The sequence below is a fragment of the Streptomyces sp. NPDC057486 genome, from assembly GCF_042802415.1.
GTDB classification, from domain to species: Bacteria; Actinomycetota; Actinomycetes; order Streptomycetales; family Streptomycetaceae; genus Streptomyces; species Streptomyces yanii.
Genome location: NZ_JBHVEE010000035.1, coordinates 1 through 22,936 on the forward strand (window position 1 = coordinate 1; position 22,936 = coordinate 22,936).

Annotated in this window: 18 protein-coding genes; 12 read left to right on the top strand and 6 right to left on the bottom strand. The window is 69.1% G+C overall.

Translation table 11 applies throughout. The features are described from left to right. Positions 1 to 54: 54 nt before the first annotated feature. A complete protein-coding gene (lexA, locus tag ACFU6I_RS18375; protein WP_266980763.1) occupies positions 55 to 849 on the bottom strand; it encodes a transcriptional repressor LexA in 795 nt (264 codons plus the stop codon). 553 nt (positions 850 to 1,402) lie between these two features. On the opposite strand from lexA, the gene nrdR reads away from it, so the two are divergent. After that, complete coding sequence (nrdR, locus tag ACFU6I_RS18380) at positions 1,403 to 1,915, top strand: transcriptional regulator NrdR (protein ID WP_384367477.1); 513 nt, start codon at positions 1,403 to 1,405, stop codon at positions 1,913 to 1,915. Positions 1,916 to 2,076: 161 nt separating this feature from the next. Next, positions 2,077 to 4,980, top strand: a complete 2,904-nt coding sequence (locus ACFU6I_RS18385; protein ID WP_384367480.1) for a vitamin B12-dependent ribonucleotide reductase — start codon at positions 2,077 to 2,079, stop codon at positions 4,978 to 4,980. Positions 4,981 to 5,077: 97 nt separating this feature from the next. Here ACFU6I_RS18385 and ACFU6I_RS18390 read toward each other — a convergent pair whose 3' ends face one another. Then, positions 5,078 to 5,614 carry a TerD family protein gene (locus ACFU6I_RS18390; RefSeq protein ID WP_384367483.1) on the bottom strand — a complete coding sequence of 179 codons (537 nt, stop codon included), beginning with the start codon at positions 5,612 to 5,614 and terminating at the stop codon, positions 5,078 to 5,080. A 128-nt stretch (positions 5,615 to 5,742) separates the two neighbouring features. Next, complete coding sequence (locus tag ACFU6I_RS18395; protein ID WP_384367619.1) at positions 5,743 to 6,699, bottom strand: DUF1152 domain-containing protein; 957 nt, start codon at positions 6,697 to 6,699, stop codon at positions 5,743 to 5,745. Positions 6,700 to 6,788: 89 nt separating this feature from the next. Here ACFU6I_RS18395 and ACFU6I_RS18400 point away from each other — a divergent pair, with 89 nt between their 5' ends. The 4 genes from ACFU6I_RS18400 (at position 6,789) to ACFU6I_RS18415 (ending at position 11,314) form a co-directional block, all read left to right on the top strand. Continuing rightward, positions 6,789 to 7,394 carry a YdbC family protein gene (locus tag ACFU6I_RS18400; protein ID WP_384367487.1) on the top strand — a complete coding sequence of 202 codons (606 nt, stop codon included), beginning with the start codon at positions 6,789 to 6,791 and terminating at the stop codon, positions 7,392 to 7,394. Positions 7,395 to 7,794: 400 nt separating this feature from the next. Next, entirely contained in the window at positions 7,795 to 8,454 is a 660-nt protein-coding gene (locus ACFU6I_RS18405; protein WP_327243999.1) for a histidine phosphatase family protein, read from the top strand. 12 nt (positions 8,455 to 8,466) lie between these two features. Continuing rightward, positions 8,467 to 9,378, top strand: coding sequence for an ADP-ribosylglycohydrolase family protein (locus ACFU6I_RS18410; protein ID WP_384367490.1), 912 nt, complete (start codon positions 8,467 to 8,469; stop codon positions 9,376 to 9,378). Between the two features lie 184 nt (positions 9,379 to 9,562). Continuing rightward, entirely contained in the window at positions 9,563 to 11,314 is a 1,752-nt protein-coding gene (locus ACFU6I_RS18415; RefSeq protein WP_384367493.1) for a DUF4153 domain-containing protein, read from the top strand. A 201-nt stretch (positions 11,315 to 11,515) separates the two neighbouring features. Here ACFU6I_RS18415 and ACFU6I_RS18420 read toward each other — a convergent pair whose 3' ends face one another. Further along, the gene (locus ACFU6I_RS18420) at positions 11,516 to 13,069 is read right to left on the bottom strand and encodes an MFS transporter (protein ID WP_384367496.1); all 1,554 of its coding nucleotides are present in this window, start codon (positions 13,067 to 13,069) and stop codon (positions 11,516 to 11,518) included. A gap of 187 nt (positions 13,070 to 13,256) precedes the next feature. Between ACFU6I_RS18420 and ACFU6I_RS18425 the strand changes: the two genes are divergently transcribed. The 3 genes from ACFU6I_RS18425 to ACFU6I_RS18435 all read left to right on the top strand — a co-directional run bounded on the left by ACFU6I_RS18425 (position 13,257) and on the right by ACFU6I_RS18435 (position 15,394). Beyond that, positions 13,257 to 13,883 (top strand): TetR/AcrR family transcriptional regulator, encoded by a 627-nt coding sequence (locus tag ACFU6I_RS18425; RefSeq protein WP_384367622.1) that lies wholly within the window; start codon positions 13,257 to 13,259, stop codon positions 13,881 to 13,883. 119 nt (positions 13,884 to 14,002) lie between these two features. Continuing rightward, on the top strand, positions 14,003 to 14,713 hold the full coding sequence (locus tag ACFU6I_RS18430; protein ID WP_327243995.1) for a ribonuclease HII: 711 nt from the start codon (positions 14,003 to 14,005) through the stop codon (positions 14,711 to 14,713). A gap of 60 nt (positions 14,714 to 14,773) precedes the next feature. Beyond that, positions 14,774 to 15,394 (top strand): hypothetical protein, encoded by a 621-nt coding sequence (locus tag ACFU6I_RS18435; RefSeq protein WP_384367499.1) that lies wholly within the window; start codon positions 14,774 to 14,776, stop codon positions 15,392 to 15,394. Between the two features lie 66 nt (positions 15,395 to 15,460). Here ACFU6I_RS18435 and ACFU6I_RS18440 read toward each other — a convergent pair whose 3' ends face one another. Then, positions 15,461 to 16,099 (bottom strand): hypothetical protein, encoded by a 639-nt coding sequence (locus ACFU6I_RS18440; protein WP_384367502.1) that lies wholly within the window; start codon positions 16,097 to 16,099, stop codon positions 15,461 to 15,463. 215 nt (positions 16,100 to 16,314) lie between these two features. Then, positions 16,315 to 18,486 (bottom strand): RecQ family ATP-dependent DNA helicase, encoded by a 2,172-nt coding sequence (locus tag ACFU6I_RS18445; RefSeq protein WP_384367505.1) that lies wholly within the window; start codon positions 18,484 to 18,486, stop codon positions 16,315 to 16,317. Between the two features lie 110 nt (positions 18,487 to 18,596). Between ACFU6I_RS18445 and ACFU6I_RS18450 the strand changes: the two genes are divergently transcribed. The 3 genes from ACFU6I_RS18450 (at position 18,597) to ACFU6I_RS18460 (ending at position 22,917) form a co-directional block, all read left to right on the top strand. Beyond that, positions 18,597 to 19,895 carry a DUF4192 domain-containing protein gene (locus ACFU6I_RS18450; protein WP_384367508.1) on the top strand — a complete coding sequence of 433 codons (1,299 nt, stop codon included), beginning with the start codon at positions 18,597 to 18,599 and terminating at the stop codon, positions 19,893 to 19,895. A gap of 294 nt (positions 19,896 to 20,189) precedes the next feature. Then, positions 20,190 to 20,954 (top strand): NUDIX domain-containing protein, encoded by a 765-nt coding sequence (locus ACFU6I_RS18455; protein WP_384367511.1) that lies wholly within the window; start codon positions 20,190 to 20,192, stop codon positions 20,952 to 20,954. Between the two features lie 112 nt (positions 20,955 to 21,066). Next, the gene (locus ACFU6I_RS18460; RefSeq protein ID WP_384367514.1) at positions 21,067 to 22,917 is read left to right on the top strand and encodes an ATP-binding cassette domain-containing protein; all 1,851 of its coding nucleotides are present in this window, start codon (positions 21,067 to 21,069) and stop codon (positions 22,915 to 22,917) included. Positions 22,918 to 22,936: the final 19 nt, after the last annotated feature.

Here is a 22,936-nt window from a genome sequence, read left to right on the forward strand (position 1 = left end):
GGGCCCCGGGACCGGCGCAGCGGATCCCGGGGCCCTGCCCGTGCAGGTGTCTCTTCACACCCGTCGCAGCACCGCCACGACCTTGCCGAGGATGGTTGCCTCGTCGCCAGGGATCGGCTGGTACGCGGAGTTGTGCGGGAGCAGCCATACATGGCCATCCTCCCGCTTGAAGCGCTTGACGGTGGCCTCGCCGTCCAGCATCGCGGCCACGATGTCGCCGTTCTCCGCTACGGGCTGACGGCGGACGGTGACCCAGTCGCCGTCACAGATCGCCGCCTCGATCATCGAGTCGCCGACGACCTTCAGAACGAACAGCTCGCCGTCCCCGACCAGCTGGCGGGGGAGCGGAAAGACGTCCTCGACCGATTCCTCGGCAAGGATCGGGCCACCGGCTGCGATCCGCCCGACGAGTGGTACGTACGATGCCGCGGGCTTGCCGGTCGTATCGGTCGGCTGCGTACTGGGCTGATCCGAACCACGGACCTCGTACGCCCGGGGCCGGTGCGGGTCGCGGCGCAGGAAGCCCTTGCGCTCCAGGGCCATCAGCTGATGGGCGACGGAGGACGTGCTGGACAGGCCCACCGCCTGACCGATCTCCCGCATCGATGGCGGGTATCCCCGGCGTTGTACGGAATCCCGGATGACCTCGATCACGCGTCGTTGGCGGTCCGTGAGCCCCGAGCTGTCCGCTCGGATGCCTGGAGGTCGGCCGGGGAGCGAGCGTGCCGGTCGTGCCGGCTCCGGCCCCTCCGTGTTCGTGACTGAGTCATTCATGGCATGCACCGGCTGGAGTCGGCTCTGGGAGCGGTCCTGGGCAGTGATGGTGGCACTGTCTGCGGTGGTGGTCACGTCGGCCCCTCTCGAATGGTCTCCCTAGCTGGACAACGGTAGTAGCTTTCGAAAGGTTGCGCCAAACACACGTTCGAGTGAAAAACGAATAAAAGTCTGTGCCCTGTTCACCGCGGGGTGTATGAGCAGGGTCCGGGCGGGTTTCCAGCTGCGTTCCGACCCAGGCCCGGGCCGCTTTGCGACGATCCGATGCCACCGGCAATTCGGACCATTACGGTAGCCTTCGCGGCCGCGCCGCCGCCACGCGGGGTGGTCCTCCGGCGGCCGTTCGGGTCAGGTGGCGGGTGCCCCGCGATCCGTGCGGCCGGGAGTGTCCCGTAACCTCGTGGGCGGCCGCACGTTGCCTGCGGGCCGCCTGGGATGCGCGACACGCGCTAGGGCCGAATGTGCAACCAAACCCAAGATCTAGTGGTTGGATTGTTCCAGCCACCCAGAAGTTGTGGTCTCCGGTCGATCCGGCCGTGGCCATCGCCTATGCTTGTGGCTGCTTCGAAGACCCCCAACGGGGCCTGAAGAGGCTATTCAGTCGTGCCGTGAAGGAGGGTTCGGAGCCATGCACTGCCCCTTCTGCAGGCACCCCGACAGCCGGGTCGTCGACAGCCGCACCACCGACGACGGCACGGCGATCCGTCGACGCCGTCAGTGCCCCGACTGCTCCCGCCGTTTCACCACGGTGGAGACCTGCTCGCTGATGGTGGTGAAGCGCAGCGGGGTGACCGAACCCTTCAGCCGCACCAAGGTCATCTCCGGCGTGCGCAAGGCGTGTCAGGGGCGGCCGGTCACCGAGGACGCCCTCGCCAAGCTCGGCCAGCGGGTCGAGGAGGCGGTGCGCGCCACCGGGAGCGCCGAGCTGACCACTCACGACGTGGGTCTGGCCATTCTCGGCCCCTTGCAGGAACTCGACCTCGTCGCGTACCTGCGCTTCGCGTCCGTGTACCGGGCGTTCGACACACTTGAAGACTTCGAGGCCGCGATCGTGGAACTCCGCGAGCGACGGTCTCCCGCGGAGGGATGCGGGACCGGCGGGACTCTTGAGGTTCCCGTTCCCGCCGTCGCCGCCGACTGAGCGGCACCGGCTGATCGACACAGGGCTGTGAGATCAGCGGCAGGGCGGCTGCAGGAACCTGCTCCGGGCGCTGTGCGCGGCATCCGAAGCATCAGACACACACTGTGCCCCGGGAAGTTCTGGGCACTTCAGGGCGTTTTTGCCCACATATGGGAGGCGGCATGACAGAGACGGCGAGCGGCCCGGCACGAGGTTCCCGAGCCAAGGGATCCAAGTCGACTGCGACGAAGCAGGGCCTGCGTATCGAGCGCATCCACACCACCCCCGGCGTGCATCCGTACGACGAGGTGGCGTGGGAGCGCCGTGACGTCGTCATGACCAACTGGCGCGACGGCTCGATCAACTTCGAGCAGCGTGGCGTCGAGTTCCCCGACTTCTGGTCGGTGAACGCGGTCAACATCGTCACCAGCAAGTACTTCCGCGGTGCTGTCGGCACGCCGCAGCGCGAGACCGGTCTGCGACAGCTGATCGACCGGATCGTGAAGACGTATCGGAAGGCGGGCGAGGACTACAACTACTTCGCCTCTCCGGCCGACGCCGAGATCTTCGAGCACGAGCTGGCGTACGCCCTCTTGCACCAGATCTTCAGCTTCAATTCGCCGGTCTGGTTCAACGTCGGCACGCCCCAGCCGCAGCAGGTCTCCGCCTGCTTCATCCTGGCCGTCGACGACTCCATGGAGTCGATCCTCGACTGGTACAAGGAAGAGGGCATGATCTTCAAGGGCGGCTCCGGCGCCGGCCTGAACCTCTCCCGTATCCGCTCCTCCAAGGAGCTGCTGTCCTCCGGCGGCAACGCCTCCGGTCCCGTCTCCTTCATGCGCGGCGCCGACGCGTCGGCCGGAACGATCAAGTCCGGTGGTGCCACCCGCCGTGCGGCCAAGATGGTCATTCTCGATGTCGACCACCCCGACATCGAGAACTTCATCGAGACCAAGGTCAAGGAGGAGGAGAAGATCCGCGCCCTGCGCGACGCGGGCTTCGACATGGACCTGGGCGGCGACGACATCACGTCCGTCCAGTACCAGAACGCCAACAACTCGGTCCGCGTGAACGACGAGTTCATGAAGGCCGTCGAGTCCGGCGGGAAGTTCGGGCTGCGTGCTCGGATGACCGGTGACGTCATCGAAGAGGTCGAGGCCAAGTCCCTCTTCCGCAAGATGGCCGAGGCCGCCTGGGCCTGCGCCGACCCGGGTATCCAGTACGACGACACGATCAACCAGTGGCACACCTGCCCCGAGTCCGGCCGGATCAACGGCTCGAACCCGTGCAGCGAGTACATGCACCTGGACAACACGTCGTGCAACCTGGCCTCGCTGAACCTGATGAAGTTCCTCAAGGACGACGGCAAGGGCCACCAGTCCTTCGAGTCCGAGCGCTTCGCCAAGGTCGTCGAGCTCGTCATCACCGCGATGGACATCTCCATCTGCTTCGCCGACTTCCCGACCCAGAAGATCGGCGAGAACACCCGTGCCTTCCGTCAGCTGGGTATCGGCTACGCGAACCTCGGCGCCCTGCTGATGGCGACCGGCCACGCGTACGACAGCGACGGCGGCCGCGCCCTCGCCGGTGCCATCACCTCGCTGATGACCGGCACCTCGTACAAGCGCTCCGCCGAGCTCGCCGCGGTCGTCGGCCCGTACGACGGCTACGCCCGCAACGCCGAGCCGCACCAGCGCGTCATGAGGCAGCACGCCGACGCCAACGCCGCGGCCGTCCACATGGACGACCTGGACAACCCGATCTGGGCCGCCGCCACGGAGGCCTGGCAGGACGTCATCCGCCTCGGCGCGAAGAACGGTTTCCGCAACGCTCAGGCCTCGGTCATCGCGCCCACCGGCACCATCGGTCTCGCGATGTCGTGCGACACCACCGGCCTCGAGCCCGACCTCGCCCTGGTCAAGTTCAAGAAGCTGGTCGGCGGCGGCTCGATGCAGATCGTCAACGGCACCGTTCCGCAGGCTCTGCGTCGCCTGGGCTACCAGGAGGAGCAGATCGAGGCGATCGTCGCCCACATCGCCGAGCACGGCAATGTGATCGACGCCCCCGGTCTGAAGGCCGAGCACTACGAGGTCTTCGACTGCGCGATGGGCGAGCGTTCCATCTCCGCGATGGGCCACGTGCGCATGATGGCGGCCATCCAGCCGTGGATCTCCGGCGCGCTCTCCAAGACGGTGAACCTGCCGGAGACGGCCACCGTCGAGGACGTCGAGGAGGTCTACTTCGAGGCGTGGAAGATGGGCGTCAAGGCGCTCGCCATCTACCGCGACAACTGCAAGGTCGGCCAGCCCCTCTCCGCGAAGACCAAGGAGAAGGAGAAGGCCGAGGTCACGGCCAAGGCCGAGGAGACCATCCGTACCGCGGTCGAGAAGGTCGTCGAGTACCGACCGGTCCGCAAGCGTCTCCCCAAGGGCCGCCCCGGCATCACCACCTCCTTCACGGTGGGCGGCGCCGAGGGCTACATGACCGCCAATTCCTACCCGGACGACGGTCTCGGTGAGGTCTTCCTGAAGATGTCCAAGCAGGGTTCCACCCTCGCCGGCATGATGGACGCCTTCTCCATCGCCGTCTCGGTCGGTCTGCAGTACGGCGTCCCGCTGGAGACGTACGTCTCGAAGTTCACCAACATGCGCTTCGAGCCGGCCGGCATGACGGACGACCCGGATGTGCGGATGGCGCAGTCGATCGTCGACTACATCTTCCGCCGCCTGGCGCTGGACTTCCTGCCCTTCGAGACCCGCTCGGCACTCGGCATCCACTCGGCCGAGGAGCGTCAGCGCCACCTCGACACCGGTTCGTACGAGCCGTCTCTCGAGGACGACGAGCTGGACGTCGAGGGCCTGGCCCAGTCCGCCCCGCTCCGGACGGAGCCGCTGAAGGCGGTGGCCGCTCCGCAGGAGGCGGAGATGCCGGCTCCGAGGACGGCGCACACCTCGGCGGAGCTCGTCGAGATGCAGCTGGGCATCAGCGCGGACGCGCCGCTCTGCTTCTCCTGCGGTACGAAGATGCAGCGCGCCGGGTCCTGCTACATCTGCGAGGGCTGCGGCTCGACCAGCGGCTGCAGCTGATCCAGTGCCCGGTAGGGCATGAAGCACCGGTCAGGGCGGTGGAGTCGGTCTCTCGACTCCGCCGCCCTCGGCATCTGCCGTGCCGGGGCTCGAGCTGTCAGATGCCCGGCTTGTGGCTTCCCATGATCGCGGCGTACGAACCGGGGTCGCCGTCGAAGCCCCGGACCGTTCCGTGGAACGTCCAGACGCCCGATCCGTCCCGGACGAACTCGGCCACGGTTGCCGCGGTGGCGGTGGCGACCCCGGAGAAGTCGTCCTCCGCCAGGTTCGTGTAGCCCTCGCGAATCTGCACGCCGGTATTGGCTATGTCGCCGAACGTCTTCCGGCCGTCGCGCTGCTGAATGACCACTCCGACCACGACCCGGGTGTACGCGGTCGACAGCCGTTCCAGTTCCAGAGTCATCACCTCGTCGAAACCGAGGCCCTGGCCGGTCCTGCTGTCGCGGTTCAGTGTGATGGTGCCGTCCGGCGAGCGGCTGTCGAAGTGCACGAGATACGAGGCGCTGCCGGACGGTTCGTCCGCCGGGTAGGTCGCCGCAATGATGTCGAGGTCGTGAGCGGGCGCACCCGGCGGACTCGGGTCCCACTTGAGCCTGACCTCGACCTTTTCGATGTCCTTGTTGGGAGTGCTCATCGGGCTTCCCTCCTTGCCGCTGGGCCGTCGGACCGGTCGTACCACCTGATCATGTCCGTAACTGTCCCCGGAGCCAACCGGCTTGGGCGCGAGTGGCGGAATCGGACCATTGTTGTTCCCGGCGCCGTTCAGTGCGGGATGCGGCGTGGTGGACGCGGGCTGATCTCTTCGCGGAAGAGCTCGATCGCGCTGCTGACCTGCCGCATCAGGTGGGTGTTCTCGATGCGGTCGAGATAGAGACAGTGGCGCGCCAGCCCTTCCAGCTCGAAGGCGAAGCAGAGGGTCATCAGCGGGTTGATGAACAGCTCGCTGCCACGGGTGCGTGACGTGAACTGGACGTCCCCGAAAGCGCCCTGGACCGCCGCGGCGATCGATCCGTTGACGATGCTCGGATGCTGGGGCGTGTGCTCCTGGGCGTGTGCCACCGCATCGACGAAGAGGGCACCCTCGCGCGTCGTACGGGAGACGGAGAATGCGCCGAGGCAGGCGCCGTCGCGTTCGAGAGCGGCGATGTTCTCCAGGACGAGTCCGTGGCTCACCCCGTGGTACGCGTCGATTCCGAAGCCGACGGAGACGACCAGGCGCTCCGGTACGTCGATTCCGGCGAGGGCGGCGACGCTGGTCAGGTCCTCCTCCGGGGTGCCGAGCCCGGTTTCGTCGCCGCGCATCAGGATGTCCGTACCGCCGTCGACGAGGACGACCGCATCGATGTCGTACCGCTCGATCAGCGCCCGGTAGGCGGCGCGCAGCGGCTGCACTCCCACCCGGGTGAAGGCGTGCACGGTGCTCGGGTAGTGGTGAAGATCGAGCCACTGGGCGAGGGTGCGTTCGGGGAAGTACGCCTGATGGAGAGCCGTTTCGGGGGTGATGACTGCGACGTCCGGTGCCAGCCACGCGTCGAGGGGAAGCCCTTCGAGCGCGCTGAACGACAGATTGGCGAGCCGGACGTCCTTGCCCTGATGGAGCAGGGAGAGCGCCACCGGCAGGCCCGCGTAGATATCGAAGCCGCCCCCCGCCCCGGCTACGAGGACGCGCTCGGCCGAGTCGAGGCGCGCGAACAGAGGGTTGGTGTGGAAGGCCGTCATGGAGATCATTCTCCGGTCCGTGTTGACCGGTTCGGGCGTACTCCGGCAGAGCGTGACCCGCGCCACGTTCGGCGCCGTACGATGGCGCGGTGCTGGTCAAGTGGATTCGCTGCACCGTGATGGATCGTCGTGGCTTCGAGCGTGGGCAGCGAAAGTGGGCGGGGCTGCTCGGTGAGCCGGGGTTCAGGGGACAGGGGGGCGGATGGAGCCGGGGGCGACCGGAGGTTGCCCATGTGTTCGCGTTCTGGGAGAACCGGGTCTTCTACGACTCCTTCATGGCGCGTGCGCATGACCAGTTGACTGCGGCGCAGTCCGGAACGTACAGCGACGTCCAGGTCAAACTGTTCGAGTGCCGCTTCGACGTGAAGACCGGCTTCGAGCCACGTTTCACTGATGCGGACGTGGTCAGAGTGGCACACAGCACCGTGCACGAGGACCGTGTGGAGCATTTCGCGCTGATGCAGCAGCAGGTGTGGAATCCGGCGATGGCCGGATCGCCCGGAATGCTGCGCGGCGTGTTCGGCGAAGCGCCGGGGCACGAGTTCCTCGTGCTGTCGATGTGGCAGTCGAGCGCTGAGCGGGGCAAGTACCGGCCGGGGAGCCTCGAACGGCTTTCGCAACGGGCGCGGACCGAGGACGATGTGTCGGCTGTGGCGGGGGACGTCGTGCAGCTCGAGCCCTCCTGGACGGTCTGAGCCGACGGCACCCGCGGCCGTTCCGCTCGTGATCGGCAGGGTCCTGCCGCGGTTCGGCGAGTGCTGAACGGCGTGCCTGGACGGCAGCGTGGGCTGCGTCGGCGAGCCGGTCGGCGATGTCTCGGGCAACGGGCTGTTCCGCGTCCGGGACCTGCGGGTATCCGGCGGATCGCCCACCGTGGGCAGCGCAGGCGGCTCCGGCTCGGCCGTCCGCCGGCCCGGCCCCTGGGTCTGCCGCTGTTCGGCGTGCCCGTGAATCACGTGGCGCTCGGGCCGGCGCGGGAGCTGAAGAAGAGCCCTGTCCCTCTCCCGACCGGCTCTGCGGCGCCGTCTCACCGACGACATGCATCGGACGGGGTCCGGACAGCCAAATGAGCTGGAATCGATCTAGGGTCTGTACATGGCACGACCGCAGCGCATTGTCCTCGTCCGGCACGGCGAGTCCGAGGGCAATGCCGATGACACGGTGTACGAGCGCGAGCCCGACCATGCATTGCGGCTCACCGCGACGGGTTTGCGGCAGGCCAGGGAGACCGGGGCACAGCTGCGCGAACTCTTCGGCCGGGAGCGGGTCAGCGTGTACGTCTCGCCCTACCGCCGCACGCACGAGACCTTCAGGTCCTTCGGCCTCGACCTGGAGCGGGTGCGGGTGCGGGAGGAGCCACGGCTGCGTGAACAGGACTGGGGAAACTGGCAGGACCGCGAGGACGTAAGACTGCAGAAGGCGTACCGGGATGCCTACGGGCACTTCTTCTACCGCTTCGCGCAGGGGGAGTCCGGCGCCGACGTGTACGACCGGGTCGGAGCATTTCTGGAGAGCCTGCACCGGAGCTTCGAAGCCCCCGACCATCCGCCCAACGTTCTGCTCGTCACCCATGGACTGACGATGCGGTTGTTCTGCATGCGTTGGTTCCACTGGACGGTGGCCGAATTCGAGTCACTGTCCAATCCCGGCAACGGGGAGAAGCGGACGCTGATACTCGGCGAGGACGGCCGCTACACACTTGACCGGCCGTTCGAGCGGTGGCGCACCCCTGAGCCCTATGGCATCACCGGATAGAGTGGAAGGGCGATGACCGCTGACTCCGCTACCGCCCCACGTTTCGAGCGCGCCCTGGCCAGCCTGCGCGGGCTGGCCGTGGGAGACGCCCTGGGATCCCAGTTCTTTGTGCCCGTCAACTATCCGCTCCTGAAACAGCGCGCATTGCCGCCCGGACCCTGGCAATGGACCGATGACACGGAGATGGCCTGTTCGGTCCTGGCCGTGCTGGTCGGGCACGACCGTATCGACCAGGACGCGCTCGCCCACTCCTTCGCCGACCATCACGACTTCGACCGGGGATACGGCCCCGCAGTGAACCGGATGCTCCGACTGATCCGGGAGGGCGGCGACTGGCGCGAGCTGGCGTCGGCGCTTTTCAACGGTCAGGGCTCCTGGGGCAACGGCTCAGCGATGCGCATCGCGCCCCTCGGCGCCTGGTACGCGGACGACCCCGAGCAGGCCACGCACCAGGCCGAGATCTCCTCGTACACCACGCACCAGCACCGGGAGGCCGTCGTGGGTGCGATGGCTGTGGCGGCGGCCGCCTCACTCGCAGCCGCGCCAGGAGGGCCACCGACGCCCGAGGATCTCCTCGACGGCGTGGTCGCGCTCGTACCGCGCAGCGCGGTGGGCGCCGGGCTGCGCCGGGCTCGCGACATGCTCGACTACAGCGATGCCGGGACTGTGGCCGCGGTTCTGGGCAACGGGCGCCGTACCAGTGCACATGACACGGTGCCGTTCGCTCTCTGGTCTGCGGCGCGGAGCCTCGGCGACTTCGAGAAGGCGTTCTGGGTGACGGCTCAGGCGGGTGGGGACGTGGACACGACCTGCGCGATCGTCGGTGGGGTCGTCGCGGCGGGCAGGACGGGCGCACCGCCGGCCGACTGGTCGGCGCAGGCGGAAGAGCTGCCGGACTGGCTTCCCCGCCCGGGCCGCAGCTGAGACGGGCCGACTGTCACGGTACTGACACATCCCTGCCGCGGTCGCCTGCGAGCGGTAGCAGGGGGCTAATCTTTCGGCCACGCCGCCCACGATGATCATCATGACGGGCGTGTGCCGAATGAGATGCCGGGTTGCTCGCACTGTTCAGCTGTCGTGTGAGCGGACCTCGGTGGGGAGGGGTCCCATGTCCGATCACGCGTCAGAATCAGCCGCCCAGCCGGAGGTGCCCGAGCCGCCGCGTCCGTCGGAACCGTCTCGCGCGACGGGGTCGGATCCCGCGGGGGAGCCGACGGAGCCACCGGAGCCGTCCGAGGCGCCGGCGTCCCGGGACGCCGTTCCGCCGGCGCCGAAGGTCCCGGCGTACGCGCAACAGGGGTGGCAACCGCAGCAGCCCAGCCCATGGCCGAGCAGTCGGCAGACAGCCGGTACGCTCGCGCGGCTGCGCCCGGCCCGCCCGGCCGCCATTCGTAACGCCACGCTCTGGGCGGCCGTCGCCACCGCGCTCCTCAGCGCGTTGTTGCTCGGTGACGGACTCGGCCCGAACCTTCTGATCGTGGCAGTCCCCGCCGCACTCGCGGCCTACTTCGCCGCGCAGGCAGCGGGCCGTCGGCTCCGGTCCTGGTCCGCGGTCTGGGCAGTGGGCGGCCTTGCTCTGCTTGCGGTCCCGGCGCTCAGGGACGCGGGCTGGCCCACCTTCCTCGCCGTTGTGTCGGCCGTCGCGCTGGGCTCGCTGACGCTGCACGGCAGCCGCAGCTGGCTCGGCGTGTTCCTCGGTTCGGTGGGCCTCTTCTCCTCCGTGGCGGGGGGACTGAGGTGGGGAGTGAATGGTGTTCGCGACCGTATGGCCGGTTCTCGCCGTCGGTGGGGTGTCGTGTTCCGTTCCACTGTGGTGGCGATCGCCCTGCTCATCGTCTTCGGAACGCTCTTCGCCAGCGCGGACGCCGCGTTCGCCGATGTGCTCGGCAACCTGATTCCCGACGTGTCGCTGGGCGAAGCCCCGTGGCGGTTCTTCCTGTTCGTGGTCGGTCTGGTCGGTGCGCTCACCGCCGCATACACCACCGCCGCCCCGGTGCGCTGGGACGACATCACCGTGCGGGACGGGAAGCCCCGCGGGCGCCTGGAGTGGGCGCTGCCGCTCATCGTGCTGAATCTGCTTTTCGCCGTCTTCATCGCCATCCAGCTCACCGTGCTGCTCGGCGGGTACGACAAGGTGATGGCCGAGACCGATCTCAGCTACTCCGCATACGCCCGCCAGGGCTTCTGGCAGCTGCTGTGGGCGACCGTGCTCACCCTCCTGGTCATTGCGCTCGCGCTGCGCTGGGCACCGCGCGGGCACTCGCGCGACCGCAGGCTCGTACGGACCGTCCTCGGCGCGCTCTGCCTTCTCACTCTCGTGGTGGTCGCCTCTGCGCTGCGGCGCATGGACCTGTACGTCGATGCCTACGGCCTGACCCGGCTGCGCATATCCGTGGCTGCGGTGGAACTCTGGCTGGGTTTGGTGCTCATCCTGATCATGGCGGCTGGTGTGTTCGGCGCCCGTATGCTGCCGCGCGCCGTGGCGGCGAGCGCCGCCGTCGCCGTGCTCACGTTCGGTCTGGTCTCGCCCGACGGGCTGATCGCGGAACAGAACGTGCAGCGTTACCGCAGCCATCACACCATCGACATCGACTACCTCCGGGGCCTCTCGGCCGATGCCGTACCGGCTCTCGACAGGCTTCCCGAACCGCTGCGGTCCTGCGCCCTCAACGAGATCCAGCACACGCTCCGTGCGTCCGATGCACCGTGGTACGCCACCAGTTGGGGCGAGGCGCGGGCACGCGACATTCTGGAGAAGCGGAGCGCGAATGCCCTCGTGACGGACTGCCGGGGGCCGGGGAGCGAAGGAGACAGCGAGCGCGGCGGTTACGAGGGCGACGACTCCTACGACCCGTACTGACCCCTGACCGCCCCGCACCGATCCGTGCTCATCCCGCATTGCGTGGCACGCACTGCGCAGGGGGCCGGTCCGAGTCCTACCGGGCGATCCGGACAGGTGCAGGACGTACCCTTCGCGGGACGTCCTGCACCTGGGCCGACGGGCTTCCTCGCCGATACACCCTGCTGATCGAGCGCCTGTGGCGACACGCGTCGTGCTGCGTTATGCGCCAGGTCCTGCTGCGGAGGCCTTGCCGCTCAGCGCGTCCAAGTCGCTCTTGCGCACCCGGATCACCAGCACCGCAGTCAGCAGGGCGACGGCCGCCATCGCCACCGCTGCCGTGAAGGCAGTCGAAATGCCCTGGGTGAGCACTTCATGCCCCCACGGTGCAGGCAGTTCCTGCGACTTGGCGAAGGTCGCCTTCTGCTCCGGTGTCGCCTGCGCCATGAACGACGGAATCTGCTTTTCCGCCTCGTTGCGGCTCGCTGTGCCGAAGACGGTGACCAGAATCGAGAGGCCGAGCGAACCGCCCACCTGCTGGCTGGCATTGAGCAGTCCGGACGCCGCGCCCGCCTCGTGCTGGGCGACCCCGGACACCGCGGTCAGGGTCAGGGTGACGAAGTTCAGCCCCATGCCGAAGCCGAACAGGATCATCGGCCCCAATACGCCGCTCACGTACGAACTGTCGGGGGAGATCAGCGTCTGCCAGAACAGGCCGACCCCGGTGAGCGTCGATCCGGTGATCATGAACGGCTTGGGGCCGAGGGCAGGCAACAGCCGCTGCGACAGCCCTGCTCCTATGGCGATCGCGACCGTCACGGGGAGGAAGGCCAGCCCTGATTCGACGGGGCTGTAGCCCAGCACGTTCTGGACGAACAACACGATGAAGAAAAACATGCCGAGCATGGCGGCGGCCAGGCTGAGCATGACGAGGTACGTCCCCGACCGGTTGCGGTCGGCGAACATTCTCAGCGGCGTGATCGGTTCCTTCGCCCGCGTTTCGATGAGGACGAACGCGGCCAGCAGCGCGACCGCGGCGGCGAAGGATGCCATGGTGAAGGAGTCCCGCCAGCCCTCCTCGGAGGCCCGGATGAATCCGTACACCAGCGAGGCCATGCCAAGGGTCGACGTCAGAGCCCCGGAGATGTCGAAGCGGCCCGGGTGCCGCTCGGACTCGCTGATGTACAGCGGTGCCAGCATCGCTATCAGCACACCGATCGGTGCGTTGACGAAGAAGACCCAACGCCAGTCGAGCCATTCGGTGAGCATCCCGCCCGCCAGCAGGCCGATCGCGCCACCGCCCGCCGAGACTGCGGCAAAGACCCCGAAGGCCCGGTTCCGCTCGGGTCCTTCGGGGAACGTGGTGGTGATCAGGGCCAGCGATGTCGGCGAGGCGATGGCGCCGCCGACACCCTGGAGGGCCCGGGCCACGAGCAACTGCCAGGGTTCCTGTGCCAGTCCGCCCAGCAGGGAGGCCAGGGTGAAGACCAGAATGCCGATGATGAAGACCCGACGACGGCCGAGGATGTCACCCGCCCTGCCGCCGAGGAGGAGCAGTCCGCCGAAGGTGAGCGTGTATGCGCTGAGAACCCACGACAGATCGGTGGTGGAGAAGCTGAGCGCGTCCTGAATGTGCGGAAGAGCGATGTTGACGATCGTGGCATCGAGCACAACCATCAGCTGACATGCGGCGATGACGGTGAGGGCGATCCCTCGTCGCCCCTGCTGTCGGGCGGCGCCCGGCGAACTCTGTGCTTCTAACTGAGAGGTTGTCACTATGGATCCCCCACAAGTGAGTTAGTGAACGAGTGCGTTCACTGTCTCGTCAACGGTAGTGAGTCCCCTTCAGTGAACGCAAGCGTTCACTGAATGTGCCGGTGACGGGATGCGCCCGTACATCGCGGGGACGGGATCTGCTCAGTCCCGCCTCGACGTCCCCACCCGTCTCGATGGAGAGAAGCTGATGGATACTTCGCGCTCGGCGGCCGCCGCTCGGCCGTCGGTGGTGTCGCTGCGCCGCCGTGGTCCCGTACTGGAACGCGCGATTCTCGATGCCGCGCTGGAACAACTGAGCACAGTGGGCTGGAACGGGCTGACGATGGAGGGTGTCGCCGCCGGCGCCCGGACGGGGAAAGCGGCGGTCTACCGGCGATGGCCATCGAAGGAAGATCTGGTGGCGGAGGCGCTGCGGGCGGCGCTGCCCCCGGTCGGTGAGGCGCCCGACTGCGGCAGCATTCGCGAAGATCTCTACCAGTTGGGCCGACGGCTGCGCGACGCCATGCTCTCCACGCCCGGAACCGCTCTGCTTTCCGTGCTTCACGAGTGCGATTCGAGCGCTTCCGGCCGCTTCCAGGCGGTGATCTTCCAGGGTGTGATCCAGCCCTCCACCGAGCTCTTTCGGGAGGTCGTGCGCCGAGGTGTCGAGCGGGGTGACGTCCGTTCCGATGCGACGAGCGACCTGGCCCTGGACGTGATCCCCGCGATGATGATGTACCGCAGCAAGGTGTGCGGCAGCGAATGGCCGGATGCGTACATCGCCGAATTGATCGATCAGATCATGGTGCCGCTGCTCCGGCCTTCCGGCAGCTGAGTGCAACCGGTGGCAGCCGGACCGTGAGCGTTCCGTCGGAGCGACGCAGCGGGCCGGACGACGGTCCGGCGCCCCGGGGGTGTTCGTGGCGCCTGCGTCGGCGTACGCTGACTGGCGCCATGCCGTACGAACCACCCACGCACACCGTCGAGCGCTCACTGCGCGCTACCACCGGTGCCAAGACCGTCGCCGGTGTAGATGAGGTCGGACGCGGAGCGTGGGCGGGACCGGTCACCGTGTGCGCGGCTGTCACCGGCCTCCGCAAGCCCCCCGCGGGACTCACCGACTCCAAGCTGATCAGCCCGAAGCGCCGCGCCGAGCTGGCGCCGCTGCTCCAGGCCTGGGTCACGGCCTACGGCCTCGGTGACGCCTCGCCGCAGGAGATCGACGAGCTCGGGATGACCGCGGCTCTGCGTCTCGCCGCCGTGCGCGCCCTCGAAGCGCTGCCCGTGCGCCCGGACGCGGTGATCCTCGACGGCAAACACGACTACCTGGGAAAGCCCTGGACGGTCCGAACCGTCATCAAGGGCGACCAGTCCTGCATCGCGGTCGCGGCCGCCTCGGTGATCGCGAAGGTCCACAGGGACACGATGATGGCCGAACTGGGCGCGGAATCGGGGGAGTACGCCGCCTTCGCGTTCGATGCGAACGCCGGCTACCCGTCCCCTGTGCACAGGGCCGCTCTGGAGGCGCTGGGGCCCACGCCCCTGCACCGCCTCTCGTGGTCCTACCTCGACGCGCTGCCCAGGTGGCAGCACCTGAAGAAGATCCGCATCTCCGCCGAGGCGGCTGCACTGGAAAGCGGGGGCCAACTCGGCTTCGACTTCTGATCGCGCATTTGTGCCCACCCGCCGACGCCCTCTGCGCCGGCGTTTGATAGACAACCACCCATGCCTCTCATCCCCGAGGAGCCTCAGATTCACGAGAGCGCCCAGGGTCCCCGCGTCACACCGGCCGCAGGCCGCACCGCGCCGACCCCCCGTCCCGTACCCGGCCCGCGTTCCGCGGCCACGCCGCGCCCCGGTCGTCCGGGTCCCGGCCCCGCGAGGCCCGCGCCCCCGGCGCAACGCCCGCACTCCACCTCCGGTCAGTCTCAGGCTGCCCGGTCGAAGACTCGTTCCGCGCCGCAGTTCCAGCTGATCCCGGCCTCGGCCGGCAGTGCGCTCGACGCCGCCGACGAGGCTGTCGATCTGCTGCTCGACTCCGGACGCGCACCGGGCGACATCCTGGTGATCACCACCGGTGAGCGGCACCCGTGGGCGGTGCACGAACTCTCCTTCGGAGAAGCCGCCTACTGGGCCCAGCACGATGCGGGCGACGACGTCTTCTTCGCCGATGCCGTGGCTGCGGACCGGGTCAAGGCCCGCCCCGTGGTGATCGTCGCGGTCAACGGTGGCGTCGATGACGCCACCGCCCATGCGCTGCCTCTCGCGAGGGAGCGTGCCGGAGCACTGCTGGTCGTCTGCGGTGAACCGCAGCGGATCAACGCCGTACTCGGCGCCGGCGTCTGAGCCGAACGACGCGCACGGCCGTGGCGACCCGGCTGCCCGACAGGGCGGCCGGGCCCACGACCGGGGTCAGCGGGCCGCGGTGCGTCGCAGTGGCTCTGCCGCGCCGCCACCGGTGCGCAGCGGGAACGGATCATGGTCGGCAACCGTGTCGGCGAGAGCCGCAGGCGTCGATATGGAGTTGGGCCGACGGCCGCCACGGCCCTCGCCCAGCACCTGCCACCCGCCACGCGTCAGCGTGATGTACGCGCCGCACCGCAGGCCGTGCAGCGTGCAGGCATCCCGCAGACCCCACATCCACGCCCCGTCCTCCTCCGTCCACCGTTCGTCGCCCTCGCGGCAGTAGAGCAGCACCGCAGTACGGACGGGTGTGCGGCGGCGCAGATCGTGCGGGATGACCCGGCGCAAATGCGCCAGCAGTGCGTTCCGGAACTCCCAGCCGTCCGCGGAGACGGAGCGACGGGCGAACGAGGCGCTGGCCGTGAGGCGTTCCTCATGGTCGAGTACTGCGACGACAGCGGTTTCCGGGGTCGGCCGGTGCCGGGTATGCAGGCCGCTGACCACCTCGCGCGGGCTGCGCAGCAACGGTATGCCCGCAGCGGCCCACTCGGCCGGTTCGAGCATTCTGGCAAGGCGGTTGGCGGAGTCGGCGGACACCGAGGACGCCGAGATCGAAGTGGCTGCGGACGGAGCGAATCCGAAGGTCACGATCCTCCCTTCGCATACGCGCCCACGGTGCGGGCAGGGTTGGGTGGGGCGCACCGCGGCACAGCCCTTCCGGGCCGCGAAAGGACCGTGCGGGGAGCGAGTTCAATTCTTCCTGGCGTATCGGCAGGCGGCAACGAGCAATTGGTGCGGCTGACGGAAATCGGCTGGAATGACACGGATATCCCTGCCCAAACCGCAGGCGGGTGACGCTCCTGTCACGCCTGAACGGCGAGGACCAGCGGAAACACCCCTTCCGCACCGGCCCTGCGCAGCAGCCGTGCTGCCACGGCGAGCGTCCAGCCGGTGTCCGAGAGATCGTCCACGAGCAGCACCGGCCCCCCTGCCGAAACCAACGCCTCTGCCAGTTCCGGTTCCACGACGAGCGCCTCATGCAGAGCACGCACCCGCTGCGCGCTGTTGGTCTGCGACATTCGTACCCCGTCCGCCCCGGGGGCATAGGCGACGCTGCCGAGCAGCGGCATCCGGCCGACCTCGGCGATCCGGCCGGCGAGCGACTGGATCAGCTGTGGCCTGCTGTGCGAGGCGACCGCGACGACCCCCACCGGCCGCGGTACGGCATCGGCTGCGCCGGACGCCCAGCCCCCGGGTCCCTTGGCCCAGTCGGCCAGCACCGTCACCACCGCGTTCGCCACATCGTCCGGAACGGGTGCGTCAGGTGTGGGCGAAGCCAGCAACGGGCGCAGCCGGTTGCCCCAGCCGATGTCGGAGAGACGGCCGAGCGCCCGCCCGGAGAAGGAGAGCTCTCCCGCCGGGATGCGGCCCTTGAGATCGACGCCCACCGCCGCGAGACCGGTCGGCCACATCTTGCGGGGTTCCACTTCGACACCGGGCCTGCCGAGCTCGCCCCGTGCGGTGTCCAGGGCGGCCGTCGACACCTGGTCGTCGAAGCGCGCCCCCGCGCAGTTGTCACAGCGTCCGCATGCCGTCGCTTCCTCGTCGTCCAGCTGGCGACGCAGGAATTCCATCCGGCAACCGGTCGTCGTTGCGTAGTCGCGCATCGCCTGCTGCTCGGCCGAGCGCTGGCGTGCCACCCAGGCATACCGCTCGGAGTCGTAGACCCAGGGCTCTCCCGTGGCGGTCCAGCCACCCTTCACCCGCTTGACCGCGCCATCGACGTCGAGCACCTTCAGCATGGTCTCCAGCCGTGTGCGCCGAAGGTCGACCAGCGGTTCCAGAGCGGGCAGCGAGAGCGGTCGGCCGGCCTGGGCGAGCGCATCGATCGTGCGTCGGACCTGTTCCTCCGGAGGGAAGGCGACCGAGGTGAAGTACTGCCAGATCGCCTCGTCCTCCTTGCCCGGGAGCAGCAGTACCTCGGCGTGCTCGACGCCTCGGCCCGCACGGCCCACCTGCTGGTAGTAGGCGATGGGGGAGGAGGGAGAGCCGAGGTGGACGACAAAGCCGAGGTCGGGCTTGTCGAATCCCATGCCGAGCGCGGACGTTGCGACGAGAGCCTTGACCCGGTTGGCCAGGAGGTCGTCCTCCGCCTGCTGCCGGTCGGCGTTCTCGGTGCGGCCCGTGTAGGACGCAACGGTGTGTCCGCACTGGCGCAGATACGCTGTGATCTCCTCGGCGGCCGCCACCGTGAGCGTGTAGATGATCCCCGAGCCGGGCAGCTCCTTGAGGTGATCGCCCAGCCAGGCCAGCCGGTGCGCGGCGTTCGGCAGTTGCAGTACGCCGAGGCTGAGACTCTCGCGGTCCAGCGGCCCACGCAGCACCAGCGCGTCCGTACCCGCCCCGGTGCCGAGCTGCTCCGCGACATCCGCCGTCACCCGCGCGTTCGCGGTGGCGGTCGTCGCGAGCACGGGTACCCCTGCGGGCAGATCGGCGAGCATGGTCCGCAGCCGTCGGTAGTCGGGCCGGAAGTCGTGGCCCCAGTCGGAGATGCAGTGTGCCTCGTCGACCACGAGCAGCCCGGTGGCGGCGGCGAGGCGGGGCAGGACCTGGTCCCGGAAGTCGGGATTGTTGAGCCTCTCGGGGCTGACCAGCAGCACATCCACCTCGCCCGCTGCGACCTCGGCCTGGACGGTGTCCCACTCCTCGGTATTGGACGAGTTGATCGTGCGGGCGGTGATGCCGGCCCGGGCCGCGGCCGCAACCTGGTTGCGCATCAGCGCGAGCAGTGGAGAGACGATCACTGTCGGGCCGCCGCCCCGCGCCCGCAGGAGAGCGGTCGCGACGAAATACACGGCGGACTTGCCCCAGCCGGTCCGCTGGACGACCAGCGCTCTGCGCCTGTCCGCGACGAGCGCCTCGATGGCCCGCCACTGGTCCTCGCGCAGCCGGGCAGTGCCGGTGGTGTCCCCGACGAGTCGGGCCAGTACGGAATCGGCCGAAGCCCTGAGCTCTGCGCGGTCTGCGTTGGTCATGCCCCCATGCAACCCGATGGCTACGACAAACGGCGAACGACCCCGCGACCCTGTGGACAACTTATCCACAGGGGGTCGCGGAATTCTGCTGCCCGCGGGACGGTCATGCCATGAACAAGCACCACGAATCCACAGGACCGGCCGACGTGCAGCAGATCACTCTGCGCGGGCCCGCCGAACTCGCCGATGCCCTTCCGTATCTCATGGGCTTCTATCCGAACGACAGCGTGGTCATGGTCGCTCTGCACGGCGGCCGGGGCCGCTTCGGCGGGCGGCTCAGGCTCGGAATTCCGCAGTCGCCGCAGGAATGGCCGCACGTCGCAGAGCAGCTCGCCGAGTGTCTGGTCAAGGGGAGTGAGCGACGCGGTGAGCACCCCGATGCGATCGTCGTCTTCCTCTGCCAGGACCCTGCCGACGGAGAGACCCCCGGCCAGACGATGGAGCGGCTGCGGCCGCTGGCCCAGCGTCTGCGCACGGCCTGCGGAGTCCTCGACGTACCCGTCCTCGAAGCGCTCTGCATCTCCGGCGGACGCTACTGGTCCTACTGCTGTCCGGACGCACGCTGTTGCCCGAGCGAAGGCAACGGTCTGTCCCTGCCGGGCACTTCGGTGATGGCGGCCGCCGCCACCTACGCGGGCGTCCAGGTCCGGGGATCCCTGAGGGACATGGAAGCCAGACTGGCGCCTCTGAAGACCCCGGCCGTGGCAGAGCAACCGCAGGCCCTTGACTCGGCCGGCGCTGCACTCGTGCCGAGGATCCTCGACGAGGAGGGACGCAAGGAAGTGGCTCGCGAGACGCTCGGGCTCGCACGCCTCCTGATGAAACGCCTCCGGGACGCGCCGACGGCCGCGCCCTCCGCGGCCGACAGCCAGGACGACTCGCTGATCAGCAATGACGAGGCCGCTGCGGTGATCCTCGGTCTCCAGGACCGGGAGACCCGGGACAAGGCCGCGGAATGGATGGAAGGGCCCGAAGCGGAATCCGCCCTGCGGCTGTGGCGGGCGCTCGCACGCCGCTGCGTCGGACCGTACGAGGAACACGCCGCTGCGCCGCTCACCCTGACCGGCTGGGTCTCCTGGTCGACGGGTGACGAGCCGGGCGCCCGGGTCGCACTGGGGCTCGCCCTCCGGGCCGACCCCGACTACACCTTCGCTCAACTGCTTCATCAGGCGTGCAACGAAGGACTCGATCCGGAGGCTCTGCGCCGCTGCCTGCGTGGGGAGAACGGCGAGCAGAAGGAGCGCGGTCACCATCGTGCCGAGCGAGTCGTCCGGCCCCGGACAGCACGCCCGCCGGCCGTGCGGCGGAACAAGACGCAGCCCGGACCGGCCCGGCCGAGGGCGGTCGCGCGACGCCGTGCCCGTGAGTCGCGGGCCCACGGTCGCGGTGGGACCGGGGGCGGCCGATGACCATGGATACCGATCGCCCGGTGTCCGTCAGGGAAACGGGGGCGCGGCGCGGGGCATCGAGTTGAGCGGGCACAGAAAGCGAGAGCGGAAAGAGCCGCGAAAGGAGCGACGAGGGGAGCCGCCGGTGGCAGCTTCTGCGCCCCGGCACACAACGGCCTGCGGGGTGCTGCCGTTGCCTGCCGGAGGACGCCTCCCGTCGCGCGGGCGGCAAGCCGACCAGTTTCCGGGGCCGGGGTGGATGAAGATCATGACGAAGGGAGTGTTTATCGTCAGGCAGACGACTATGATCACGGCATGCCGCCCTACGACCCGTCGACCTTCCCGCCCTTCGCTGTCACCGTCGACCTGGTTGTGCTCACCGTGCGCCGTCATGCGCTCTGTGCGCTGGTGGTTCGCCGCGGCGAGTCCCCGTTCCAGGGGAGGTGGGCACTTCCCGGTGGCTTCGTGAGAGCCGATGAGGACCTCGGAGCCGCGGCGGCGCGTGAGCTCGTCGAGGAAACCGGACTGTGCGCGCAGGACCCGGCGACTCCGGCAGTCGGCAACGGCGCCCACCTCGAACAGCTCGCCACCTACGGCGACCCCAAGCGCGACCCCCGGATGAGGGTCGTCAGCGTCGCTCACCTCGCGCTCGCCCCCGACCTGCCCGCTCCCCGCGCCGGCGGCGACGCGAACAGTGCACGGTGGGCGCCCGTCGAGGATCTGCTCGGGCCGGAGGGCGGTTTCGGCCGCGAGGGTGAGCAGCACGCCCCGCTCGCCTTCGATCATGCGCAGATCCTCGCCGACGGCGTCGAGCGGGCGCGTTCCAAGATCGAGTACTCCTCGCTGGCCACCGCTTTCTGCCCGCCTGCGTTCACGGTCGGAGAGCTGCGCCGGGTGTACGAAGCAGTCTGGGGGGTGGTTCTGGATCCGCGGAACTTCCATCGCAAGGTGACAGGCACCCCCGGTTTCCTGGTGCCTGCGGGCGGAACGACCACCCGCCAGGGCGGGCGCCCCGCCCAGCTCTTCCGGGCCGGCGCGGCCACCGTGCTCAATCCGCCGATGCTGAGGCCCGAAGTCTGACCTCGCGGAACGCCCGCAGGACCGATGATGCGCTAAAAGTCCGATATGACGGGTTATCGTGCTGCGGTATTCGCCCTGCCGCCGAGCGGTTTCACCTCCCGCGAGAGAAGCGATGCTTCAGGCCATCGGACTCACCAGCGCCCCCCACCGCGGCCGTCCGCCCGCCGTGGACGACCTCACCTTCGAAGCCGGATCCGGCCGCGTCACGGCACTCCTCGGCGCTCCCGGTTCCGGTAAGACCACAGCCCTCCGTCTGATGCTCGAAATCGAGTCGGGGCGCGGAGTCACCTACTTTCGTGGCAGACCACTGCACCGCATCCCGCATCCCGCCCGTGAGGTGGGAGTGCTCCTCGGGGACGTACCCGGCCATCCCGTCCGCACCGCCCGTGGTCAGCTCCGTATGCTCAGCGCCGCAGTGGGTGTACCCGCCTCCCGGGCCGACGAACTGCTCGATGTTGTCGGCCTCGCCGGGCTCGGCGACCAGCGCCTCGGAGCGCTCTCGCTCGGCATGGACCGCAGGCTGGGTCTCGCGTCTGCGCTGCTCGGAGACCCGCACGCGCTGATTCTCGACGATCCCGGAGAGGGGCTCTCGCCGCGCGAGAACGCTTGGTTGCACGGGTTCCTGCGTGCCCATGCCGCGCAGGGAGGCACGGTCCTCTACACCACCTGTGACCCCGAGGAGGCGGCGCGCGCGGCCGACCATGTGGTCACTGTCGACGCCGGACGGCTGGTCTCCGACCAGGACGCCGTCGACTTCTCGCGTACCCGGCTGCGCCCCCGCGTCGTGGTCCGGACTCCGCACGCCGCACGACTCGCCGCAGTCGTGAGCCGTGAGGCGCGCGCGGCCCGGCGTTCCGTCGAGGTGGTCACCGAAGCGGGCAGCCGCCTCTCGGTGTACGGCAGCACGTGCGCGGAGATCGGCGACACCGCATACCGTCACGGTGTACCCGTTCATCAGCTCGCCGACGAGATCGCCGACACCGGCCCGGCAGCGGCCACCGCTCCGGACCCGGCAACGGCCACCGCTCCGGAAGCGAAGGCTGTATCGCCGGGGCGGGCGTCACCCGCGTCAGGCCCGGACGCGGCACGGGCGCAACCGGAGCCGACTGCCTACGGGCCGGAAGCTGCGCCGCGGACGGCATCGCCCGTCCCGGGGTCGGAACACGTACCGTCCATCCGCCGGCGATCGGCCCGTGGCCCGCACCGGCCGGTCCGCTACGAACTGCGCCGTCTCTTCGGCGTCAGGACAACAACGTTGATCATGGCGGCCGTTCTGGTCGTCTCGGTCGGGCTCTCCGTCCTGCTCGCCCGCACCGGCCATGCCCCGCTGCCGAACGTGCTTGCCGCCTGGCCCGAGGTGCTGCCCCTGCCGCCTGCTGCTGTCGGCGCCGGGCTGCTCGGCGCGCTCTCCTTCGGCGACGAGTTCCGCTACCCCGCGCTTGCGGCGGGCCGGGGCACCGTCCCCCGCCGGCTCGGTCTGCTCATGGCCAAGCTGGCGGTCTCCGCGGGCGTCGCGCTGCTCCTCGCTCTGATCGTTGCGGCGGCCTCCGCCGAGGCGCTCCGTCTTGTGTACGGAGGCGACTTGGTCGGCTTTCCGTCGAATGCGGCTTTTTCCGCAGTGAGTTGGGTGGGCCTGAACGTGGGTTGCGCCTGGGCGGGTCTGCTGGCCGCCGGAATCTTCCGGGTGACAGCCGCCGGGGTCGCCGCGGTGCTTGCTGTGCCCGTGCTCGTCGTTCCGCTCGTGCGCAGGGTGCTGTCGGGGGCGGCCGGTCATTCGGCACCGGGGCTCCCCGGCAGGCTCCGCGAACTGGCTTGGGTGCAGTGGCCGAACGGGATGGATTCCTGGGTGATGGCGGGGGTGCGCGTGGTTGCGCACCCCGTGGGGGCGGCGCTGTCGTTGTCGCTCTCGATCCTCGTCTGCGCGTATGTGTTCACCGGCCTTCGCGGCAGGGTCCGTTGGTGATCAGGGAGCGCGACCACCT